The 17,247-nt window shown below is 71.4% G+C and carries 20 protein-coding genes and 1 tRNA gene; 9 read left to right on the forward strand and 12 right to left on the reverse strand.

Annotation, left to right across the window (positions count from 1 at the left end; all coding sequences use genetic code 11):
- Positions 1-28: 28 nt before the first annotated feature.
- On the reverse strand, positions 29-223 hold the full coding sequence (locus tag ACZ5FU_RS12980; RefSeq protein WP_469045324.1) for a hypothetical protein: 195 nt from the start codon (positions 221-223) through the stop codon (positions 29-31).
- A gap of 595 nt (positions 224-818) precedes the next feature.
- The gene (locus ACZ5FU_RS12985) at positions 819-1,085 is read right to left on the reverse strand and encodes a hypothetical protein (RefSeq protein ID WP_469045325.1); all 267 of its coding nucleotides are present in this window, start codon (positions 1,083-1,085) and stop codon (positions 819-821) included.
- Positions 1,086-1,308: 223 nt separating this feature from the next.
- Between ACZ5FU_RS12985 and ACZ5FU_RS12990 the strand changes: the two genes are divergently transcribed.
- Complete coding sequence (locus tag ACZ5FU_RS12990; RefSeq protein WP_451525932.1) at positions 1,309-2,277, forward strand: LuxR family transcriptional regulator; 969 nt, start codon at positions 1,309-1,311, stop codon at positions 2,275-2,277.
- A gap of 380 nt (positions 2,278-2,657) precedes the next feature.
- On the opposite strand, the gene ACZ5FU_RS12995 is transcribed toward ACZ5FU_RS12990, so the two are convergent.
- Positions 2,658-3,434, reverse strand: a complete 777-nt coding sequence (locus tag ACZ5FU_RS12995) for an ABC transporter permease (RefSeq protein WP_451525933.1) — start codon at positions 3,432-3,434, stop codon at positions 2,658-2,660.
- Positions 3,427-4,389 carry an ATP-binding cassette domain-containing protein gene (locus ACZ5FU_RS13000; RefSeq protein WP_451525934.1) on the reverse strand — a complete coding sequence of 321 codons (963 nt, stop codon included), beginning with the start codon at positions 4,387-4,389 and terminating at the stop codon, positions 3,427-3,429. Before ACZ5FU_RS13000 ends, ACZ5FU_RS12995 begins: the two co-directional genes overlap by 8 nt.
- A gap of 230 nt (positions 4,390-4,619) precedes the next feature.
- On the opposite strand from ACZ5FU_RS13000, the gene ACZ5FU_RS13005 reads away from it, so the two are divergent.
- The 6 genes from ACZ5FU_RS13005 (at position 4,620) to ACZ5FU_RS13030 (ending at position 10,190) form a co-directional block, all read left to right on the forward strand.
- On the forward strand, positions 4,620-6,842 hold the full coding sequence (locus tag ACZ5FU_RS13005; protein WP_469045326.1) for an MMPL family transporter: 2,223 nt from the start codon (positions 4,620-4,622) through the stop codon (positions 6,840-6,842).
- Between the two features lie 29 nt (positions 6,843-6,871).
- On the forward strand, positions 6,872-7,903 hold the full coding sequence (gene sbnB / locus ACZ5FU_RS13010; RefSeq protein ID WP_451781387.1) for a 2,3-diaminopropionate biosynthesis protein SbnB: 1,032 nt from the start codon (positions 6,872-6,874) through the stop codon (positions 7,901-7,903).
- 350 nt (positions 7,904-8,253) lie between these two features.
- Positions 8,254-8,499, forward strand: coding sequence for a hypothetical protein (locus ACZ5FU_RS13015; RefSeq protein WP_451781385.1), 246 nt, complete (start codon positions 8,254-8,256; stop codon positions 8,497-8,499).
- Positions 8,500-8,587: 88 nt separating this feature from the next.
- Positions 8,588-8,899 (forward strand): hypothetical protein, encoded by a 312-nt coding sequence (locus ACZ5FU_RS13020; protein ID WP_451525938.1) that lies wholly within the window; start codon positions 8,588-8,590, stop codon positions 8,897-8,899.
- Between the two features lie 159 nt (positions 8,900-9,058).
- Positions 9,059-9,568 carry a hypothetical protein gene (locus ACZ5FU_RS13025; protein ID WP_469045327.1) on the forward strand — a complete coding sequence of 170 codons (510 nt, stop codon included), beginning with the start codon at positions 9,059-9,061 and terminating at the stop codon, positions 9,566-9,568.
- A 277-nt stretch (positions 9,569-9,845) separates the two neighbouring features.
- Complete coding sequence (locus ACZ5FU_RS13030) at positions 9,846-10,190, forward strand: hypothetical protein (protein WP_451781382.1); 345 nt, start codon at positions 9,846-9,848, stop codon at positions 10,188-10,190.
- A gap of 180 nt (positions 10,191-10,370) precedes the next feature.
- Here the strand turns inward: ACZ5FU_RS13030 and ACZ5FU_RS13035 are convergent, their stop codons facing one another.
- The 3 genes from ACZ5FU_RS13035 to ACZ5FU_RS13045 form a co-directional block, all read right to left on the reverse strand.
- Positions 10,371-10,655 carry a hypothetical protein gene (locus ACZ5FU_RS13035; RefSeq protein ID WP_451525941.1) on the reverse strand — a complete coding sequence of 95 codons (285 nt, stop codon included), beginning with the start codon at positions 10,653-10,655 and terminating at the stop codon, positions 10,371-10,373.
- Positions 10,656-10,875: 220 nt separating this feature from the next.
- Complete coding sequence (locus ACZ5FU_RS13040; protein WP_451525942.1) at positions 10,876-11,154, reverse strand: hypothetical protein; 279 nt, start codon at positions 11,152-11,154, stop codon at positions 10,876-10,878.
- 203 nt (positions 11,155-11,357) lie between these two features.
- Positions 11,358-11,849, reverse strand: coding sequence for a hypothetical protein (locus tag ACZ5FU_RS13045; RefSeq protein WP_451525943.1), 492 nt, complete (start codon positions 11,847-11,849; stop codon positions 11,358-11,360).
- A gap of 457 nt (positions 11,850-12,306) precedes the next feature.
- Between ACZ5FU_RS13045 and ACZ5FU_RS13050 the strand changes: the two genes are divergently transcribed.
- Together ACZ5FU_RS13050 and ACZ5FU_RS13055 are read left to right on the forward strand one after the other, a co-directional pair.
- Entirely contained in the window at positions 12,307-12,891 is a 585-nt protein-coding gene (locus tag ACZ5FU_RS13050) for a hypothetical protein (protein ID WP_451781380.1), read from the forward strand.
- 68 nt (positions 12,892-12,959) lie between these two features.
- The gene (locus ACZ5FU_RS13055; RefSeq protein WP_451525945.1) at positions 12,960-13,235 is read left to right on the forward strand and encodes a hypothetical protein; all 276 of its coding nucleotides are present in this window, start codon (positions 12,960-12,962) and stop codon (positions 13,233-13,235) included.
- Between the two features lie 563 nt (positions 13,236-13,798).
- On the opposite strand, the gene ACZ5FU_RS13060 is transcribed toward ACZ5FU_RS13055, so the two are convergent.
- From ACZ5FU_RS13060 to moaC, 5 genes are all read right to left on the reverse strand, one after another.
- A tRNA-Ala gene (locus tag ACZ5FU_RS13060) sits at positions 13,799-13,872 on the reverse strand.
- Between the two features lie 103 nt (positions 13,873-13,975).
- Complete coding sequence (gene sepX, locus ACZ5FU_RS13065) at positions 13,976-15,301, reverse strand: divisome protein SepX/GlpR (protein WP_468646069.1); 1,326 nt, start codon at positions 15,299-15,301, stop codon at positions 13,976-13,978.
- Between the two features lie 177 nt (positions 15,302-15,478).
- Positions 15,479-16,141 carry a GNAT family N-acetyltransferase gene (locus ACZ5FU_RS13070; protein ID WP_451526135.1) on the reverse strand — a complete coding sequence of 221 codons (663 nt, stop codon included), beginning with the start codon at positions 16,139-16,141 and terminating at the stop codon, positions 15,479-15,481.
- Complete coding sequence (locus ACZ5FU_RS13075; protein ID WP_451526136.1) at positions 16,138-16,665, reverse strand: MogA/MoaB family molybdenum cofactor biosynthesis protein; 528 nt, start codon at positions 16,663-16,665, stop codon at positions 16,138-16,140. The genes ACZ5FU_RS13070 and ACZ5FU_RS13075 overlap by 4 nt, the downstream gene beginning before the upstream one ends.
- Positions 16,650-17,162 carry a cyclic pyranopterin monophosphate synthase MoaC gene (moaC, locus tag ACZ5FU_RS13080; protein ID WP_252555533.1) on the reverse strand — a complete coding sequence of 171 codons (513 nt, stop codon included), beginning with the start codon at positions 17,160-17,162 and terminating at the stop codon, positions 16,650-16,652. The genes ACZ5FU_RS13075 and moaC overlap by 16 nt, the downstream gene beginning before the upstream one ends.
- Positions 17,163-17,247 lie beyond the last annotated feature (85 nt).

Here is a 17,247-nt window from a genome sequence, read left to right on the forward strand (position 1 = left end):
CGTGCCCGACCTCCCCCGTCTTCCCGTGTCAGGACCACTCGGGTTCGCCGTGCAGCCCGATCAGCCCCTGAAGGGTCCCGAGCAGGTCGGCGACCGCGCCGCCGGCGGCCGGCGAGGAGACCGCCGTCCCCGCTCCCGCGGTGACCGTGCTCGCCGAGGCGGACCCGGCACCCACGACGAGCGCGGAGACGGCGACGACGGCGCAGGCGGCAATTCGAAGCATCGACGGCATGGGTAATTCCTCTTCTCGACTGGTCTGGTAATTCCGGAGGGGCCCGCTCGGAGTTTCCCGAGGAAAGTCCGGGGCATCTCGTCCGATGGGTCGATTCTTACAACCCGTCACCCCGGGGTTAAGACTTTCGGGTGTCAGGGTCCTGCCGTGACAACGTCATGCCAGATTGTTTTCCGGGGCAGCGGGAAAAGGAATTCCCCATTCCCCCTTGGCATATGCGCTTCCGGCGAAATAGGAGCTCAACATTCCGGGAACCGCGGGCGGACGGGAAGGGTCGCGGGCGCCGGCCGGGCACCGGGAGGAATCCGGGCGGGCGCCGGTCGTGAAGCGGTCGGCGTACGGCCGGGAAGCGGCGGCATCCGGCCGGGAAGCGGTCGGCGCCCGAACCGGCCCCGACCAGGCCTCGGGTCGACCCCGACCAGGCTTCGAGCCGGGCCCCGGCCGGCCCCCACCTCGCCCCCGCCCGGTTCTCGCCGTCCCCCCGTCGGGTTTCCGCCGCGCCGCCGGCCGCGTCCCCGTCGGGTTCCGGCCGCGCCGCCGGCCGCGTCCCCGTCGGGTTCCGGTCGCGAGCGGGGCCGGGCGGCGGTCAGTCGGCGACGGACTCCCGGATCGCCCAGCCGCGCAGCGACTCCACCCGCAGCGACCGCGTCACGACGCGCCGCGCGGCGGCGTGGGCCGCCGCCTGCGTGGAGGCGGACACGAACAGGACGAGGTCGGCGCCGTCGGCACCGACCTCCGCGTAGATGTGCTGGACCCCGTCCCGGCTGCCGGCCATCGCGCGCACCGACCGGCGCAGCTCCCGGTCGTCCAGGGGTCTGGCGCCACGCGCCAGGCGCACGTTAATCATGTACATGGCAAGCTTTCGAGCTTGGCCGACAATCGGTCAACTTCGGGTGCAATCGCGCCACAGGTGTCTCATTCCGGTAGGACAGCCGGGGGCCGTCACTGACGATCTACCTAGCCCGCGGGGACCGGGAGAGCGGGAGACTGGTACGTGGTCTGAAGACGTACATAGGGGGCGAAGAGTGTTGCGGATACTCGGGCTGACATCGGATCCGGAGAGTCTTTATCGAGCCATGATCGGGGAACCCCACCTGGATGTGCCGGGGCTCGCCTCGCACCTGGACTGGCCTGTCGAGCGGGTCCGGCAGGCCCTCGACGAGCTGGCCCGGCTCGCCCTCGTCCGCCCCTCCGGCGACTCCCCCGGCGAGCTGCTCGTCGTCAACCCCGAGCTGCGGCTGACCGCGCTGCTCACCCAGGAGGAGGTCCGGCTCGCCGAACGCCAGCAGGCCATCGCCACCAGCCGCCAGGCCGTCACCGAGATCATCGGCAGCTACCACAACGCCGTCCGCAACCAGCGCGGACTGGAGGTGGAGCGCATCACCGGTCTGGAGATGATCCGCGCCCGGCTGGAGGAGCTGTCCCAGGAGTGCGCCGAGGAGCTCAGCGCGTTCATCCCGCTGAGCAGACAGCCGGCCGATTCCCGCCGCGCGGTGCGCCCGCTGGACGAGAGCCTGCTGGGCCGGGGCGTCCACATGCGGAGCATCTACCTCCAGGGTTCGCTGAGCGATCCCGACATGACCACGCACTTCGACTGGCTGAGCGACCTGGGCGGACGGGTGCGCACCGTGGCCACCCTGCCCCTGCGGCTCATCATCTTCGACCGGCGGACCGCCGTGGTGCCCTCCGACCCGGAGAACACCGCCTCCGGCGCCCTGCTGCTGCGCGGAAAGGGCCTGGTCTCCGCCCTGTGCTCGCTGTTCGAGCACGTCTGGGAGGCCGCGACGCCCTACGGCCAGGAGCCGATCACCGACTCCCGCACCGGCCTGTCGAGCCAGGCCCGCGCCATCCTCAGCCTGCTCGCCCAGGGGTACACGGACGACGTGGTGGCCAGGAAGATCGGGGTCTCGGTGCGCACCTCGCGCCGCATCACGGCCGAACTGATGAGCCAGCTCGGCGCCCGCAGCCGCTTCCAGGCCGGCGTCCTCGCCGGGGAACGGGGCTGGCTGAGGGGGGCGACGCCGGAGGGCGGGACTGCGGACTGAGCGGACCGGACCGGCACCGCCGGCCGGACGGCCCACCGCGGCACGGCCCACCGCGGCACGACGGACCGCGGCCGGACGACGGACCGCCGCGAAAACACGGACGCCGCTGACCGCCGTCCGGGCGAAGGAGCCGCGGACCACCGGCCGGGCGAAAGGGCCGCGGACCACCGTACGGGCGCAGGAGCCGCGGACCACCGTGCGGACGGAGAGGCCCCGCACCGCCGCCGGAACGACGCGGGCGCCGCGGCCCCCCGGAAAGACAAAGGTGCGGCGAACCGCCTCCGCGGCGTGCGCCGCGCGGTCCGCCGCGGGGATCGAGGCCGCCCCCAGAGGGGAGCGGGTGTCGCGGCTGTGGCGCCGGGCGCCACGACACCCGCCGCTCACCGGGCCGCGGCCGTGCGGAAGGCGCGCAGGGCCAGCGGTACGACGACCGCGAGCAGCACGCCCAGGGTGAGCACGGAGGCCAGCTCCGGATGCCGTACCGGCAGGCTCGCGCCGGCGGAGGCGGGGGCGTTGCCCCACAGCACCCGGCACGCCTCGGCCACCGAACTGACCGGGTTCCACTCCGCGACCGTCCGCAGCCACCCGGGCAGGCCCCGCAGCGGCATGAAGGAGTTGGAGAGGAACGAGAACAGCACGAGGGCGAGGGCGGTGACGCCGTTGATGGCCTCCATGTTGCGCATGGCGAGGCCGATCAGCACGCCCAGCCAGAGCATCGCGTAGGTGAACCCCAGGAGCAGCGCGAAACCCGCGACCGCCTCCCAGAACCCGCCGTGCACGCGCCAGCCGACCAGCAGGCCGATCCCCGCCACCGCGGTCATCGCGGCGGCCGCGGTGACCAGGTCCGCGACGGTGTACGCGAAGAGCACCGAGGCCCGCGAGATGGGCATCGAGCGGAACCGGTCGGTCAGCCCCGTGCGCAGGTCCGAGGCCACCCCGAGCGCGGTGGCGCCCACACAGGCCAGGCCGACCTGCGCGAACACGCCCGCCATCACGTAGTCGTGGTACTCGCCGCCCTTGACGCTGATCACGCTGGCGAACAGGTAGCCGAGGATGACCACCATCGCGATCGGCGTGAGCGACACCGAGATGATCTTCTCCGGCGTCCGGCGCAGATGCGTCATCTGCCGTCCCGTCAGGGACAGGACCTCACTCATCGCCGCTCTCCTTCGTCTGGGCTCCCGCCCCGGTCAGCTGGAGGAACACCTCGTCGAGCGACGGCCGCCGCACGGCGAAGTCGGTGACCGGCACGCCGGACCGTTCGAGTTCGGCGGCCGCGCGGGCCACTCCCCCGATGCCGTCCACGAGCCGCGCCGCGATCCGCCGGGTCTCCCGGTCGACCACCGGCGCCTCGGACACCGCGCGGCCGAGCGCCGCCGCGGCCGCGTCGAGCGACGCGGAACGCTCCACGGAGATCTCCAGCCGCTCGTCACCCACCTTCCGCTTGAGTTCGTCGGCGGTCCCCTCGGCGATCACCCGGCCGGAGCCGAACACGGTGATGCGGTCGGCGAGGAAGTCCGCCTCCTCCAGGTACTGGGTGGTCAGCAGCACCGTGACACCGCGGGCGATCTGCTCGCGGACCTGCTGCCACAGCGTGATCCGGCTGGCCGGGTCCAGCCCGGTGGTCGGCTCGTCGAGGAAGAGCACCTGCGGCGAGGCGACGAGACAGGCGGCCAGGTCCAGCCGCCGCCGCATTCCCCCGGAGTACGTCTTCGAGGGCCGGCCGGCCGCGTGCTGGAGCCCGAAGCCGTCGAGGAGTTCCTCGGCCCGGGTCCGCGCGCCGCGCCGGCCGAGGCCCATCAGCCTGCCGATCAGGACCAGGTTCTCGCGCCCGGTGAGCAGTTCGTCCACGGCCGCGTACTGCCCGGCCAGGCCGATCCTGCGGCGCACCTCGCGCGGTTGGCGCACCACGTCGTAGCCGGCCACCGTCGCACGGCCGGCGTCCGGCGCGAGCAGGGTGGCCAGGGTGCGCACCGTGGTCGTCTTGCCCGCGCCGTTCGGGCCGAGCAGCCCGAGCACCGTGCCCGGCGGCACGCTCAGGTCGACACCGGCCAGCACCTCGTGATCGCCGAATCTCTTTTTCAGTCCTTCGGCCTGAATGGCGAATTCCATGCCCCTCCCCGCCCTCTTCCGGATCTCTCCGAGTGTGTTTGGATTCCCTTTACGAGGCGTGAAGGTAGCAGGATAAATACCGGCCAGGTGACCGTTATGTCCGGTATGACATGGCAGCACTCTGCAGTCGCAGCTTGCTGCCTCCGCGAGACCTACGAATGCCCGTGAGCGCGCGCCAAGCTTTTCCCGGAACCCCGCACCCCCCATGCCGCAGGAGAGAAGAAGCGAAAATGGCAGCCAAACGGAACCTCGCAGCCGCACTCGGCAGGTGGAGTGCCGAACACCGGAAGACCGCGGTGTTCGGCTGGCTCGTCCTGGTCGTTCTGGTGATGACACTGGGCAGCTCGGCGGGCCAGGTCAACCTCACCGAGGCCGATTACGGAACCGGTGACTCGGGCCGCGCCGAGCGCATCCTCCAGGACGCCGGACTGACCGAACCCGCCGGCGAACTGATCCACGTCCGCAGCGACAAGTTCACCGCCGACAGCCCCCGGTTCACCGAGGCGGTCGCCGACACCGCCGAAGCCCTGGAGGCCACCGGCCTCGTCACCCGCGTCCGCACCCCCGACACCACCGGGCTGGTCTCCGCCGACAAGCACGCCGTGCTCATCACGTACGACGTCAAGGGCGACCCGGACACCGCGGCCGACCGCGTCCAGCCGGTCATCGACGCCGTGGAGAAGACGGACGACGCCCACGCCGACGTGACGCTCGGCCAGTACGGCGCCGCCACCGGCCTGAAGGCCATCAACGACAGCCTCGGCGAGGACTTCGTGCGCGCCGAGTACACCGCGCTGCCGGTCTCGCTGGGCATCCTGCTCGCCGTGTTCGGCGCGCTGGTCGCCGCCCTGCTGCCGATCGCGCTCGCCGTGACGGCCTGCGTCGGCGCGATCGGCCTGCTGGCCCTGACCAGCCACGTGGTGCCGGTCGACGGCATGACCAACTCCATGATGTTCCTGATGGGTCTGGCCGTCGGCGTCGACTACTGCCTCTTCTACCTGCGCCGCCAGCGCGAGGAGCGCGAGGCGGGCCACGACAACGCCACCGCGCTGCGGATCGCCGCGGCCACCTCCGGCCACTCCGTGCTGATCTCCGGCGTCACCGTCTGCGTCGCCATGGCCGGCATGTTCCTGTCCGGGCTGACCGTCTTCGAGGGCTTCGCCATCGCCACCATCGAGGTCGTCGTCATCGCCGTCCTCGGCTCCATGACCGTCCTGCCCGCCCTGATGGCCATGCTCGGCGACCGGATCGGCGCCGGCCGCATCCCGTTCCTGGGCCGCCGCCGGGCCCGCCGCGCCGCGACCGGCGTCCCGCGGCGCGACAGCGTCCTGCTGCGCGGCGTCCTGGCCCGCCCCGCCGTCTTCGCCCTGCTCGCCGCCGCGTTCCTGCTCGCCCTGGCCGCGCCCGCGCTCGGCATGAAGACGGAGAAGCTCGGCACCGACAAGCTGCTGCCCGAGGACAACCCGACCGTGGTCGTCTCCCAGCGGATCGAGAAGGACTTCCCCGGCTCGCCGGCGCCCGCGAGCGTCATCGTGAAGTCCACCGACATCGACTCGGCGGAGATGAAGCGGGCCATCGCCGACTTCCGGGCGAAGGCCCTGGCCTCCGGCCGGACCGGCAAGTCCATCGACGTCACCGTCCACGCGAAGGAGAACATCGCCGAGCTGAGCGTCCCGCTGGCCGGAAACGGCTCCGACGCCACGTCCAAGGCGGCCCTCACCACGCTGCGCGAGGACATCGTCCCGGGCACCGTCGGCAAGGTCGCCGGCACCACCGCCCTGGTCCGCGGCGACCTCGCCTTCTCCGTCGACTACAACGACCAGCTGAAGAAGAGCATCGTCCCGGTCTTCGCCTTCGTCCTCGGCGTGACCTTCCTGCTGATGCTGTTCTCCTTCCGCTCCCCCGTCATCGCCCTGACCTCGATCCTGCTCAACCTGCTCTCGGTGGGCGCCGCGTACGGCGTGATGACGGCCGTCTTCCAGCACGGCTGGGGCGCGTCCTTGGTCGGCACGGAGGGCATCGGCGCCGTCGAGTCCTGGATGCCGCTGTTCGTCTTCGTGGTGCTGTTCGGCCTGTCGATGGACTACCACGTGTTCGTGGTCTCCCGCATCCGCGAGGCCTACGACCGCGGCGCCACCACCCGTGACGCCATCGCGCACGGCATCCGCACCACCGCGGGCGTCGTCACCAGCGCCGGCCTGATCATGGTCGCCGTGTTCGCGGTCTTCGGGACGCTGGAGATGCAGGACTTCAAGCAGCTCGGCGTCGGCCTCGCGGTCGCCGTCCTGCTGGACGCCACCCTGGTCCGGGCGGTCCTGCTGCCCTCGGTGATGCTCCTGCTCGGCAACGCCAACTGGGCGGCCCCGAAGTTCCTGCGCGCGTCCCGCCCGGCCACGTCCGGTACCCCCGCCGCGGCCCCCACGGCCCCGGAACGCGCGGCCGCGGGCCGATGACCCCCACCCATCCGACGGAAGGCACCCCCGTGTTCGAGTTCAGCGTGGTCGGCGGCACCACGGCCCGCGAGGTCATCGCCCGCTCCCGTCCCGAGATCGTGCGCGAGGTGCGCTCCACCTACCTGGCCCACGACGACGGCGACTCGGTCAACCCCGACAGCTACTTCCTGCGCTTCCCCGACAAGCCGGACGCCCGCATCATCGCGCTCCCCGCCTACCTGGGCGGCGAGCACGACGTGGCCGGCATCAAATGGATCGGCTCGTTCCCGCAGAACATCGCCGACGGCATCCCCCGCGCCAGCGCCGCCCTGCTGCTGAACGACTACGCCACCGGCTACCCGTTCGCCCTGCTGGAGGCCTCCCAGATCAGCGCCGCCCGTACGGCCGCCTCCGCGGTCCTGGCCGCCGAGCAGCTGTCCGGCTCCCGCACCGCCGGGCACCTGTCGGTGATCGGCGGCGGCATCATCGCCCGCAACATCCTGGAGTTCTTCGCCGCGCAGGGCTGGCAGTTCGGCGGCGTCACGGTCCACGACAAGATCCCCGAGTACGCCGAGGCCCTCGCCACCCACGCCGACGACCACCTGGGCTACCGCACGTCGACCACCGCGAGCCTCGAAGTCGCCCTGCTCAAGGCCGACATCGTGGTGTTCGCGACGACGGCGGCGGAGCCGTACGTGCTGGACGCGGGCGCGTTCGCCCCCGGCCAGGTCGTGCTGAACATCTCCCTCAGGGACATCGGCCCCGAGCTGATCCACGACGCCCACAACATCGTCGACGACGTCGACCACTGTCTGAAGGCCAACACCTCACCGCACCTCGCGGAACAGAAGTACGGCAACCGCGACTTCGTCACCGGCACCCTCGCCCAGCACATCCGCGGCCAGGTGAGCACCGACACCGACAAGCCGGTCATCTTCTCCCCGTTCGGTCTCGGCGTCCTCGACCTCGCGGTGGGCCTGCACGTCTACCGGGAGGCCCGGGCCGCCGGCGAGGCCGTCGCCATCGACGGTTTCTTCGGCGAGACGACCCGCTGGCCGACCCGCCCGCCCCAGCACGGCTGACCCCCGCGCACGACTCCCCGCATCCACGGAGCCCCCGCCGACCTCACCGGCGGGGGCTCCGTGCGTCGCACGGCCGTCATCGCCCCGAGGCAACCGTCCGGCCCGTCGGCCGTGTTGACGCGAACCCGTTCGACACCCGCCCCTCCCCCGCCTCACACCTCGGCGGACGGTGAACGGCAAAGCGCTTTCCCACAGGGCCAGTTGGTGACCACGGGAAGGATTTCCGAGATCCGCCTCCCCTTCGGGACACATGCGGCCCGTACGTCCCCACCGAAAGCTACTGCTAGTATCCACGCCGTCACGCTAGGCAACTAGCCTTCATGTGCAAGCGATGGAGAACCGAGGGTTCCATGCGTAAGTTTCAGCAGGTCGTGATCGCAGCAGCGGTGGCCGCCGGCGGCCTGTCCGCCATCGGTGCCGGCACCGCCGTTGCCGACACCCACGACAACGGGCCGCAGGTGAACAACCTTTACCGCCCCTACCAGGAGTGCAGCCCGCAGACGGTGCTGGAGAACAACGTTCCGATCGCCGTGCTCGGCCTGGCGCAGAACCTGGACACCACCTGCGACCAGTACAACCACGCCTTCATCGACTGAGGGCGGCGGCGCCGTCGTCGAGGCGGCCGGCCGGTGGCCGGCCGCCTCGCGCGCCGCGGACCACACCCGCGCAAAGGACACGCATCCCATGTTCAGCAGGAAAAAGATCGCGGCCCTCTCGGCGCTCATCGGCGGCCTCGCCGCGGCGTCCACGGGCGTCACCCCCGCCCACGCCGCGGGAGACCCGTCGAACTGCACCCGGGACCTCCAGGGGAACACCACCTGCGTGCAGCACGTCAAAGGCGAGATCCCCGAGAACGGCACCATCCCCCACCAGGAGAGCTGCCTGCCGACGTCGCGCGTGACGCTGCCCGCCGGCATCGACGGCGGCACGACACGGATCGGCCCCCAAGTGACCTGCTCGCCCGGAGCACCCGAAAGGGCCGACGGGAAGCGGTGACCACCAGACCCGCCCGCCTCGCACTCCACGGCACCCCCACGACTGGGGAGCGGCCGCGCGACATGAGGGCACAGATCCCGGACTGTCACTCACGGTACTCGTAGAATCACCTTGAGTAGTCGATCCAGGCAACATGCCTGGAGAGGAAAGGGTCATATCATGCTTAAGTTTCAGCGCGCCATGGTCGTAGCGGCGGCGATCGCGGGTCTCTCCGCCCTCGGTGCGGGCACCAGCTTCGCCGACGGTGGCGACGGCGCGCCGGTCACCGCGGTCGCCACCTCATCGGCCAACGCCCTGGCCGTCGGAGGTGGCTACTACTTCCAGCCCCAGGCCCAGCCTGAGGTCCAGCCGCAGATCCAGCCTGAGCTCCAGGCCCAGCCGCAGGCCGAGGTCCAGCCGCAGGCCCAGCCCGAGGTCCAGGCCCAGCCCCAGGCCGAGGTCCAGCCGCAGGCCCAGCCCGAGGTCCAGGCCCAGCCCCAGGTCGAAGCCCAGCCGCAGGCCCAGCCCGAGGTCCAGGCCCAGCCCCAGGTCGAAGCCCAGCCCGAAGCCCAGGCCCAGCCGCAGGAGCAGGCTCAGCCCCAGGCCCAGGAGCAGGCCCAGCCCCAGGAGCAGAAGAGCTACGCGCCCGAGCAGGGTCCCGGCCGGCAGCACGGCGGCGAGGGCGAGTAAGACCCACCGCGGTCTCGTCTCTCCCCCCGATGTCATCCCAGCGCATCAGCCTTCTCCGAAAGCGCGCGAACCCGGTGTCCGGGTCATGTACCGGATCGCCCCGTACGCGATGCGCCGAGTGACACCCGCGGTACAGGTAGCCCGGACGCCGAGTTCGCGTCCGGGCTACAGCCGTCCCGCGGCGAACACAGAATCACCCTTTCCGGCCTCCCGGCTCGGGCGGCACCGGTCGACACGACAGGGGCGTCCGAGCCTTCATCACAAAGGAATGCACTCCATGTTCCCCTCACAGAAGACTGCCGCCGTGGCGGCGTTCGTCGGAAGTGTCACCGCTCTCTGCCTCGGCGTCTCACAGGCACACGCCGAAGGAAAAGCAGACGACTGCCGCACCACCGTTCAGAATGACGTCAGCTGCGTCAAGAAGAACGAGACGTACACCGAGAAGGACGGCACCCACGTCATCAGGCAGGAGCAGGACTGCTCGACGACGGACAAGCCGAACGTGGTCTCCCAGCAGGATCAGTTGCTGGGAAATGCGCCCACCAAAGTCGGTCCGGTCGTAGAGTGCTCCAACACGGCCGAACTGCCCAAGGGTTTCAAGAAGCCTCGCGTCAACGCCTGATCACGCAAAGCGAAATGCTGGCCCGGAAGTGATTCCGGGCCAGCATTTCGCTTTGTGCGGCTCGACCGGTCCGGACGAGGACCCGGGCCCGGAAAGCCGCTCGGAGCCCGGACGATCCCCGACTCCCACACCGAAGGGGCGGTCCTGGCGGACCGCCCCGGATTCGTCGCTGTTGGAGTATCAGCGGCCGAACGTGTTGTTGCAGCCCATGCTGGAGCCCAGGGACGTCTGCTGCGCACCCGGGTTGCCCTCGCCGTTCAGCAGGTTGCCGCCCAGCCCGTTGCCGATGCCGACGTTGCCGAGGAGATCGAGGTTCAGGTCGTGCGACTGGCAGGTGCTGCTCTGCTGGACGTTGAAGCTGTCGCCCTGGCCCCAGCCCTGGCCCGCGTGGGCGGCGCCGGCACCCAGGAGTCCGACGCTTGCGAATGCGGCGGCCAGGACGGCGGCCGTGCGGAGCTTGCGCATGTCATCTCCGAAGGAGTGGGATAAAGGCGACCCGCGAGAGATCGCCTTTATACGGTGTGAAGGGTTGAACGGTGCCCTGTGCGAAGGGCCTGGAGGCGTCCGGCCACATGCCGTGCCGCCTCCAGGGCCCCTTTGGCGCACATGAACGGTTCCGGCACATCGCCCGAGGTCCTGTGCCGGGACCGTTCGTCTTCCGGCGTGTTTACCGCCGGAGAGGATTTCAGAAGGCGCTGTTGTTGCAGCCCATGGTGGAGCCGATGTCCGTGGCCTGGGCGCCCGGGTTGCCCTCGCCGTTCAGGGCGTTGCCCAGCAGGCCGTTCAGCACGCCGACGTTGCCGAGCAGGTCGAGGTTCAGGTCGTGCGACTTGCACTGCGAGCTCTGCTTGATGTCGAAGTGGTCACCCGGCTCGCCGCCCTGACCCGCGTGGGCCGTGCCGCCGATGAGGCCGATGCTGCCGAGGGCAGCGACCAGAACCGCAACGTTGCGAAGCTTGCGCATTTCTTCTCCGATGAGATGAGACCGTGCGATCCGTTCCAGATCGCCCTTACGAAGTAGGAGATTAGCGACAGAAGCCGCAAGATGGACAACGACACGCCCTTTTCCTGTGACATGCGGGAAACATTCGGAGGCCGTGTCGCCGGTCCCGCCGAGCCCGGTCGCCCAGGGCCCGCGTCGAGCGCCGAAGGGACTGTCCGCCGGTGCTACCGCTGCACGTTGGTGAACGAGTTCGACTGGCTGTTGGCCTGGGTGCAGTCGACACCCCGGGTCTGAGCCGGGGCGAGCAGGGCGACCGGGACGTTCGCGTCGAGCAGGGTCTGCGGGCTGCACTCCTGGTACGGACGGAACAGGTTGGTCTGCCCCGCCGAAGCCCCCTGTTCCCTCTGCGGCGCCTGGGGGGAGAGCTGCGGGCTGAGCTGGGGATTCAGCTGCGGGCTGACCTGCGGGGCGATCTGAGTGCCGCGTTGCGGTGTCGTCTGCTGCGGCGCCCTCTGCTGCGGAGTCGCCGTGCCGTAGGTCTGCGTGGTCGCCTGGGCGGAGGTCGCCGAGGCCGCCTGGGCCTCGGACTGCGAAACGGGCGGCGGCGCGGTGCCGTTGTGGGTGGCGGGGGTGGCGGCGGAGCTCGGGCCGATGCCGACGCCGGACAGACCGCCGGCTGCTGCGACGACGAGCGCGACCTGGTGAAGCTTGCGCATGAATTCCTCGGCTCTTCAATTGACCTGTGCAGGAACGGGGTGCCGATGAGGCAGCACAGCCTTCGCTGTTCTTGCCGCCCTGTGCGGCCGCGATGAACGCTTCTCATCGCTCCGTGGGGAACGAAATCTCCCTGGGCTCGATACGGGTGCCGGAGAAGTGGTCACTCATTTGATGGAAGGGCGTACGCGCGATGACGCCCGTGTGGCGGACGGCAAATGGGTGACGGGCCGTCGGATGCCGTGACCGCGGCGCCGAAACCTCGTTCCTCGAAGGGGGAGGACAGCGGTCGTGGACCATCCGAGAGGTGGAGCGTCCCACTGTCGGCTCCGCCGCAAAGTCCGCGTGCTCCTCGAACGACCGTTGCCCACGGCGCGGTGCGAGTATCACGCCCACCGCACGCGTGACCGCGCTCAATGCAATGGATTCCATCTCAGGTAATGAAGGACCGAGGGTTTCATGCGGAAGCTTCACAAGGCCGCGCTCGTCGTCGTGGCGGCCGGCGGTCTGACCGGCATCGGCGTCGGCGGCAGTCATGCCAGCCCGTCCGCCGGGCAGCTCAACACCCCTCCGGCATCGGTTCCGGATCGGCCGGCCGTTCCGGCCGCGGCTCCCCAGCAGGCCCCACAGGCCGCTCCGTCAGGACCACAGCAGACCGGCCACGCCTCGGCATCGGCCTCGGCATCGTCGCAGGGGACGGCCCAGGCCCTCAGCGCGCCGAGCCCGCAGCAGGCCGCCCCCGCGCAGCCGGTACAGGCCGCCCCCGCACAGGCCGCGCCCGCGCAGCCGGCGCCGGCAGCCCCGGCGCAGATCGTTCCGCAGGTCATGCCGCAGGTGGCCCCGCAGGTCGTAGTACCCCGGGCGTTCGAGTCGGAGTCCCCGATGCTCGTCGCCCCGCAGATGAACCCCCAGATCAACCCGCAGGTGAACCCGCTCGTCAACCCGACGATCACGCCCACGAGCGCATCGGAGCTGGCTCCGGTCGCCCTCGGACAGATCGCGGCACCCCCCGTCGGGCAGCTGGGACTTCCCCAGCTCGGCTGACGGCCCGCACCCGCACAGTCCCGCCCCACCCTCCTGCAGATCTCTGCACTTCACCAACGGAGTCCTCGATGCGCAAGCTTCACAAGGTAGTTCTCGTCAGCGCCCTCCTCGGCAGTGTCGGTTCCCTGGGCGGCAACACCGCCTTCGCACAGGGCGAACCGGGCCACGACATCGACGTCACGCAGGGCATCGAGTGCCGCTCGCACGACATGAACATCGAGGTGCTCGGCAGTGTCGGCGCCCTCACCGGCCTGGCGGGCAACCTGCTGAACGGCGAAGGCAACCCGGGTGCGCAGCAGAGCCGGCTCGGATCCGACATGGGGTGCAACAGCCGCGCTTTCTGAGCGGGTTCGAACTCGCTCCGTTCATCTCGGCGGCGTGGACGCATACGGCGTCCACGCCGCTTCCCTTTTCCTCGGTTCCTCGGGCTCACCGTGGGCCCGCCCGACGAGTCCGTCGCGCTCTTCCTGTCCTTCGGGCCCGAAGCGGGCCCCGGCAGCGTGCAGGGCCAGGGAATATGCCGGGGAGAGGGACGGGAGCGGGAAGGGTCGCCGCGGTCGTCGACCGACTGGGTGCCGGTCTCCGGGTCGCCGACACCGACCGTGTTGCCGCAGAGGTCCACAAACACCGGAACCCGGACGTCGTCACGGAATCCACGAGGGAACTCCTTCAGCGGTGCCGTCCCAGGACGAGGACGGCCGCGCAGCGCCGGGAAAGACACCGAAGCCAGCCACGAGCGGGGCGAGGGGGCGCGCCTGCGCGGACACACCCGGCCGGAGCGTGCGGCAGAGCCAAAGCGGCTCCCGTGACTGCGGTTTGAGGCTTCGAGCGCCTCCGCCGACACCCGGCACAGGTACGACATGGCCAAAGCCCCGGTCGGGAATCCCGACCGGGGCTTTGAGCTGCGTGGACCTGTGGGGATTTGAACCCCAGACCCCCTCGATGCGAACGAGGTGCGCTACCAGACTGCGCCACAGGCCCTTGCAACGAGTGAAACTCTAGCATCCCCGTCGGGGTGCTCGGAAATCCGCTCCCCGAGCCCCCGACCTCCGCGGACACCGCGTCGTCGTGGCCGCGCCGCCGCTCACTCGTTGGCGGCCCGCGGCCGCTCGCCGTCCTCGTACTGGTCGAACAGCGGCGTGCGGACCCGCTCGCGCGAGCGCCGGGCCGACGCGGCGCGGCGCGCGTCGCTGCGCTCGCCGTCCTCGGGCCGTCCCGCGTCCCCGTCCGGCACGTCCTGCGCGCCGTCCGCGGCGTCCTGGGCGGGCGCCCCGTCGGCCGCCTCGTGCTCGGGCGCGACGGCGCTGGACCGGGCCGAGCTCCAGGTGTCCGGCGCCCCGAGGTCCACGTCGGAGGTGGCCCGCGGTGCGACCGGCGCCGTCACGTACGTCGGCAGCGGTACCGGCACCGGGTCCCAGCTGTCGCCGTGGTCCGGCCGCCGCTGGCGTTCGCGCTGCTGGTCGACCCACTCGGCGTGGTCGGTCTGCTCGACGAGCGCCCTGCGGTCCGCGGCGAGCGCCACCAGGCCCGGGTCGGTCTCGGCCTCGGGGCCCTCGTGCGGCTCCTCTGCGCCGGCGTCGAGGCCGGGGTCGGCGGGGGCGTGCGCGGCCGAGGCGGACGCCCGGCGGCGCGGCTGCCGCTCACGCAGCCGCCGGGCGGCGGCCTCGGCCTGCCTGCGGTCCATCTGGTACGCGAACCGGCGGTGCTCCTGGGACCGCAGGTGGGCGATGTATCCGCTGAGCAGGACGGCGGGCACCCCGGGGGCCCACAGGAACGCCAGCCCGCCGACGGCCGCGACGATCGCGCCGAGGGTGAAGGCGAGGAAGAGGACGACGGTGGTGCGCCTGCGGCGCGCGAGGACCTTCGAGCGCCGGGCGCGTGCGGCGGCCGCCTGCGCCTGCGCGGATCCGGCGGTGGAGACCGCCGGCGCGGAGGGCGCGCGCCGCGTCTCGGGCACGCGCGGGTGCGCCGGCGCGGTGCCGGATTCCTGCGCGGAGCCGGCCGTCTGCTCCCGGGCCGCCCTGGCGGAGTGCTCGCGGGTTTCGCGGGCCGCCTCGGCCGTGGCCTGCTCGCGGGCCGGCGCCGGACCGGCCTGCTCGCCCTCCGGGACCGCCGCCGTGACCTGGGGCCGGGGGGCCGGGGGCATGGCGAAGGCCCGGACGTCCACCGAGTCGGTGGGGACGTCCGGCACGTCGGCGTCGGGCTCCCCCTCCTCGGTGGAGCGCGCCTGCAGGTCCTTGGCGTACCTGCGCTCCATGCCCGCCCGTCCGGACAGAAGCCGGATGGCGGTGCTGAAGCGCTCGGTCGGACGGGCCTCGTTCAGCTCGTCCTGCCTACGGAGCCACATCGGCACCAAGTAGGCGGCCCAGGCCCCGACGATGACTGCGTAGATCAGGCCGCTGCTGCTCACCCCTCACACGGTAGAGGGGTTTGCGTGAGGCCATCCGCCAATTGAGCCGGTGTGTCGCACGATCTGGCTGATATTTCGAGCTTTTTTTGCGATCGATCCGATCAACAGGCCACCGGAGCGGCGAATTCAACGCTCCAGACGGTCACCGGACGGTCATTTTCGAACACTTATTCAATTTCATGGGTTCGCGGGATTCCCGTGGGTGTTCTGCGGGTCACGGGGCGCGCTCCGCGGACGATTGCGCCGCCAGCGGGTCAGCAGGCCCTCGGGCACCTCCTCCGCCGTGAGGGCGAACACGAGGTGGTCGCGCCAGGCCCCGTCGATGTGGAGATAACGCGGCCGCAGCCCCTCCTCACGGAATCCGAGTTTCTCCACGACCCGGCGGCTGGGCCCGTTCTCGGGCCGAATGCAGACCTCGACGCGGTGCAGTCCGACGCTGCGGAAGCAGTGGTCCACGGCCATCGCCACGGCCGTCGGCATCACCCCGCGGCCGGCCACCGACTCGTCCACCCAGTAGCCGACGTGCCCCGAGCACATGGACCCCCAGGTGATCCCGGCGACCGTCAACTGCCCCACCAGCCGGCCCTGGTACTCGATGACGAACGGCAGCATCCGGCCCGCGTTCGCCTCGGAGCGCAGATGGCGGACCATCTGCCGGTAGGTCGGCCGGTGCGTGACCGGCCCGCTCGGCGCGGGCGGCGGGATGGTCGCCTCCCAGGGGCGCAGCCAGTCCCGGTTGCGCCGGTTGACCTCGCGCCAGGCCCGCTGGTCGCGCAGCTTTATCGGCCGCAGGACGATGTCGCCCTCCGCCAGTTCGACGGGCCAGGACGGGCTGTTCAGCTCGCACCCCCGGGGCCGGCGCCGGATCCGGGATGGTCACCGCCGCGGAGTTGCTCCACGGCGTGCGTCAGCAGGGGCTCCAGGACGGCCAGCCCGTCCCTGACCCCGCCGGTGGAACCCGGCAGGTTGACGATCAGCGTGCGCCGCGCCACGCCGGCCAGGCCCCGCGACAGCGCCGCGGTGGGCACCTTGTCGCGGCCGTACGCCCTGATGGCCTCCGCGATGCCCGGCACCTCGTGGTCGATCACCGCGCGGGTCGCCTCGGGGGTGCGGTCGGTGGGCGAGACGCCGGTGCCCCCGGTGGTGACGACCACGTCGTAGCCGGCCGCCACGGCGGCCCGCAGGGCGGCTTCCACCGGGTCCCCGTCGGGCACGACCCGCGGTCCGTCGACGGCGAACCCGAAACCCGTGAGGCCGTCGGCGACCAGCGGGCCGCCCCGGTCCTCGTAGACGCCGGCCGAGGCGCGGTTGGAGGCCGTCACGACCAGGGCGCGGTACGGCGCGGCGCTCACGGCCGGCTCCAGTCGCCCGACTTGCCGCCCGTCTTCTCCTCGACCCGCACGTCCGTGATGACCGCTCCCTTGTCGACCGCCTTCACCATGTCGATCACGGTGAGCGCGGCGACGGAGACCGCGGTGAGGGCCTCCATCTCGACGCCCGTACGGTCCGTGGTCCGCACCGTGGCGGTGATCTCGACGGCGTCGTCCGCGACCGACAGGTCCAGTTTCACACCGGAGACGGCCAGGGGGTGGCACAGGGGGATGAGGTCGGGTGTGCGCTTGGCTCCCATGATGCCCGCGATCCGGGCGGTGGCCAGCGCGTCCCCCTTGGGCACCCCTTCGCCGCGCAGCAGCTCGACCACGCGGGGCGAGACGAGGACGCGCCCGCTGGCCCGCGCCGTCCGCGCCGTCACGTCCTTGCCGGACACGTCGACCATGCGGGCGGCGCCCGCCTCGTCGATGTGCGTCAGTCGGTCCTGCACAGGGGGTCCGGGGGTCTTCCCCCGGGAAGGCACAGTCATGGTGGTGTGGCGCTCCCGGTCCGGGCGTGTTGTGCGCGACACGGTACTCCTCCGCGGGGAGCCGCAGCGGACCAGGACCGGCCCG

The organism is Streptomyces sp. NPDC031554 (assembly GCF_055580685.1).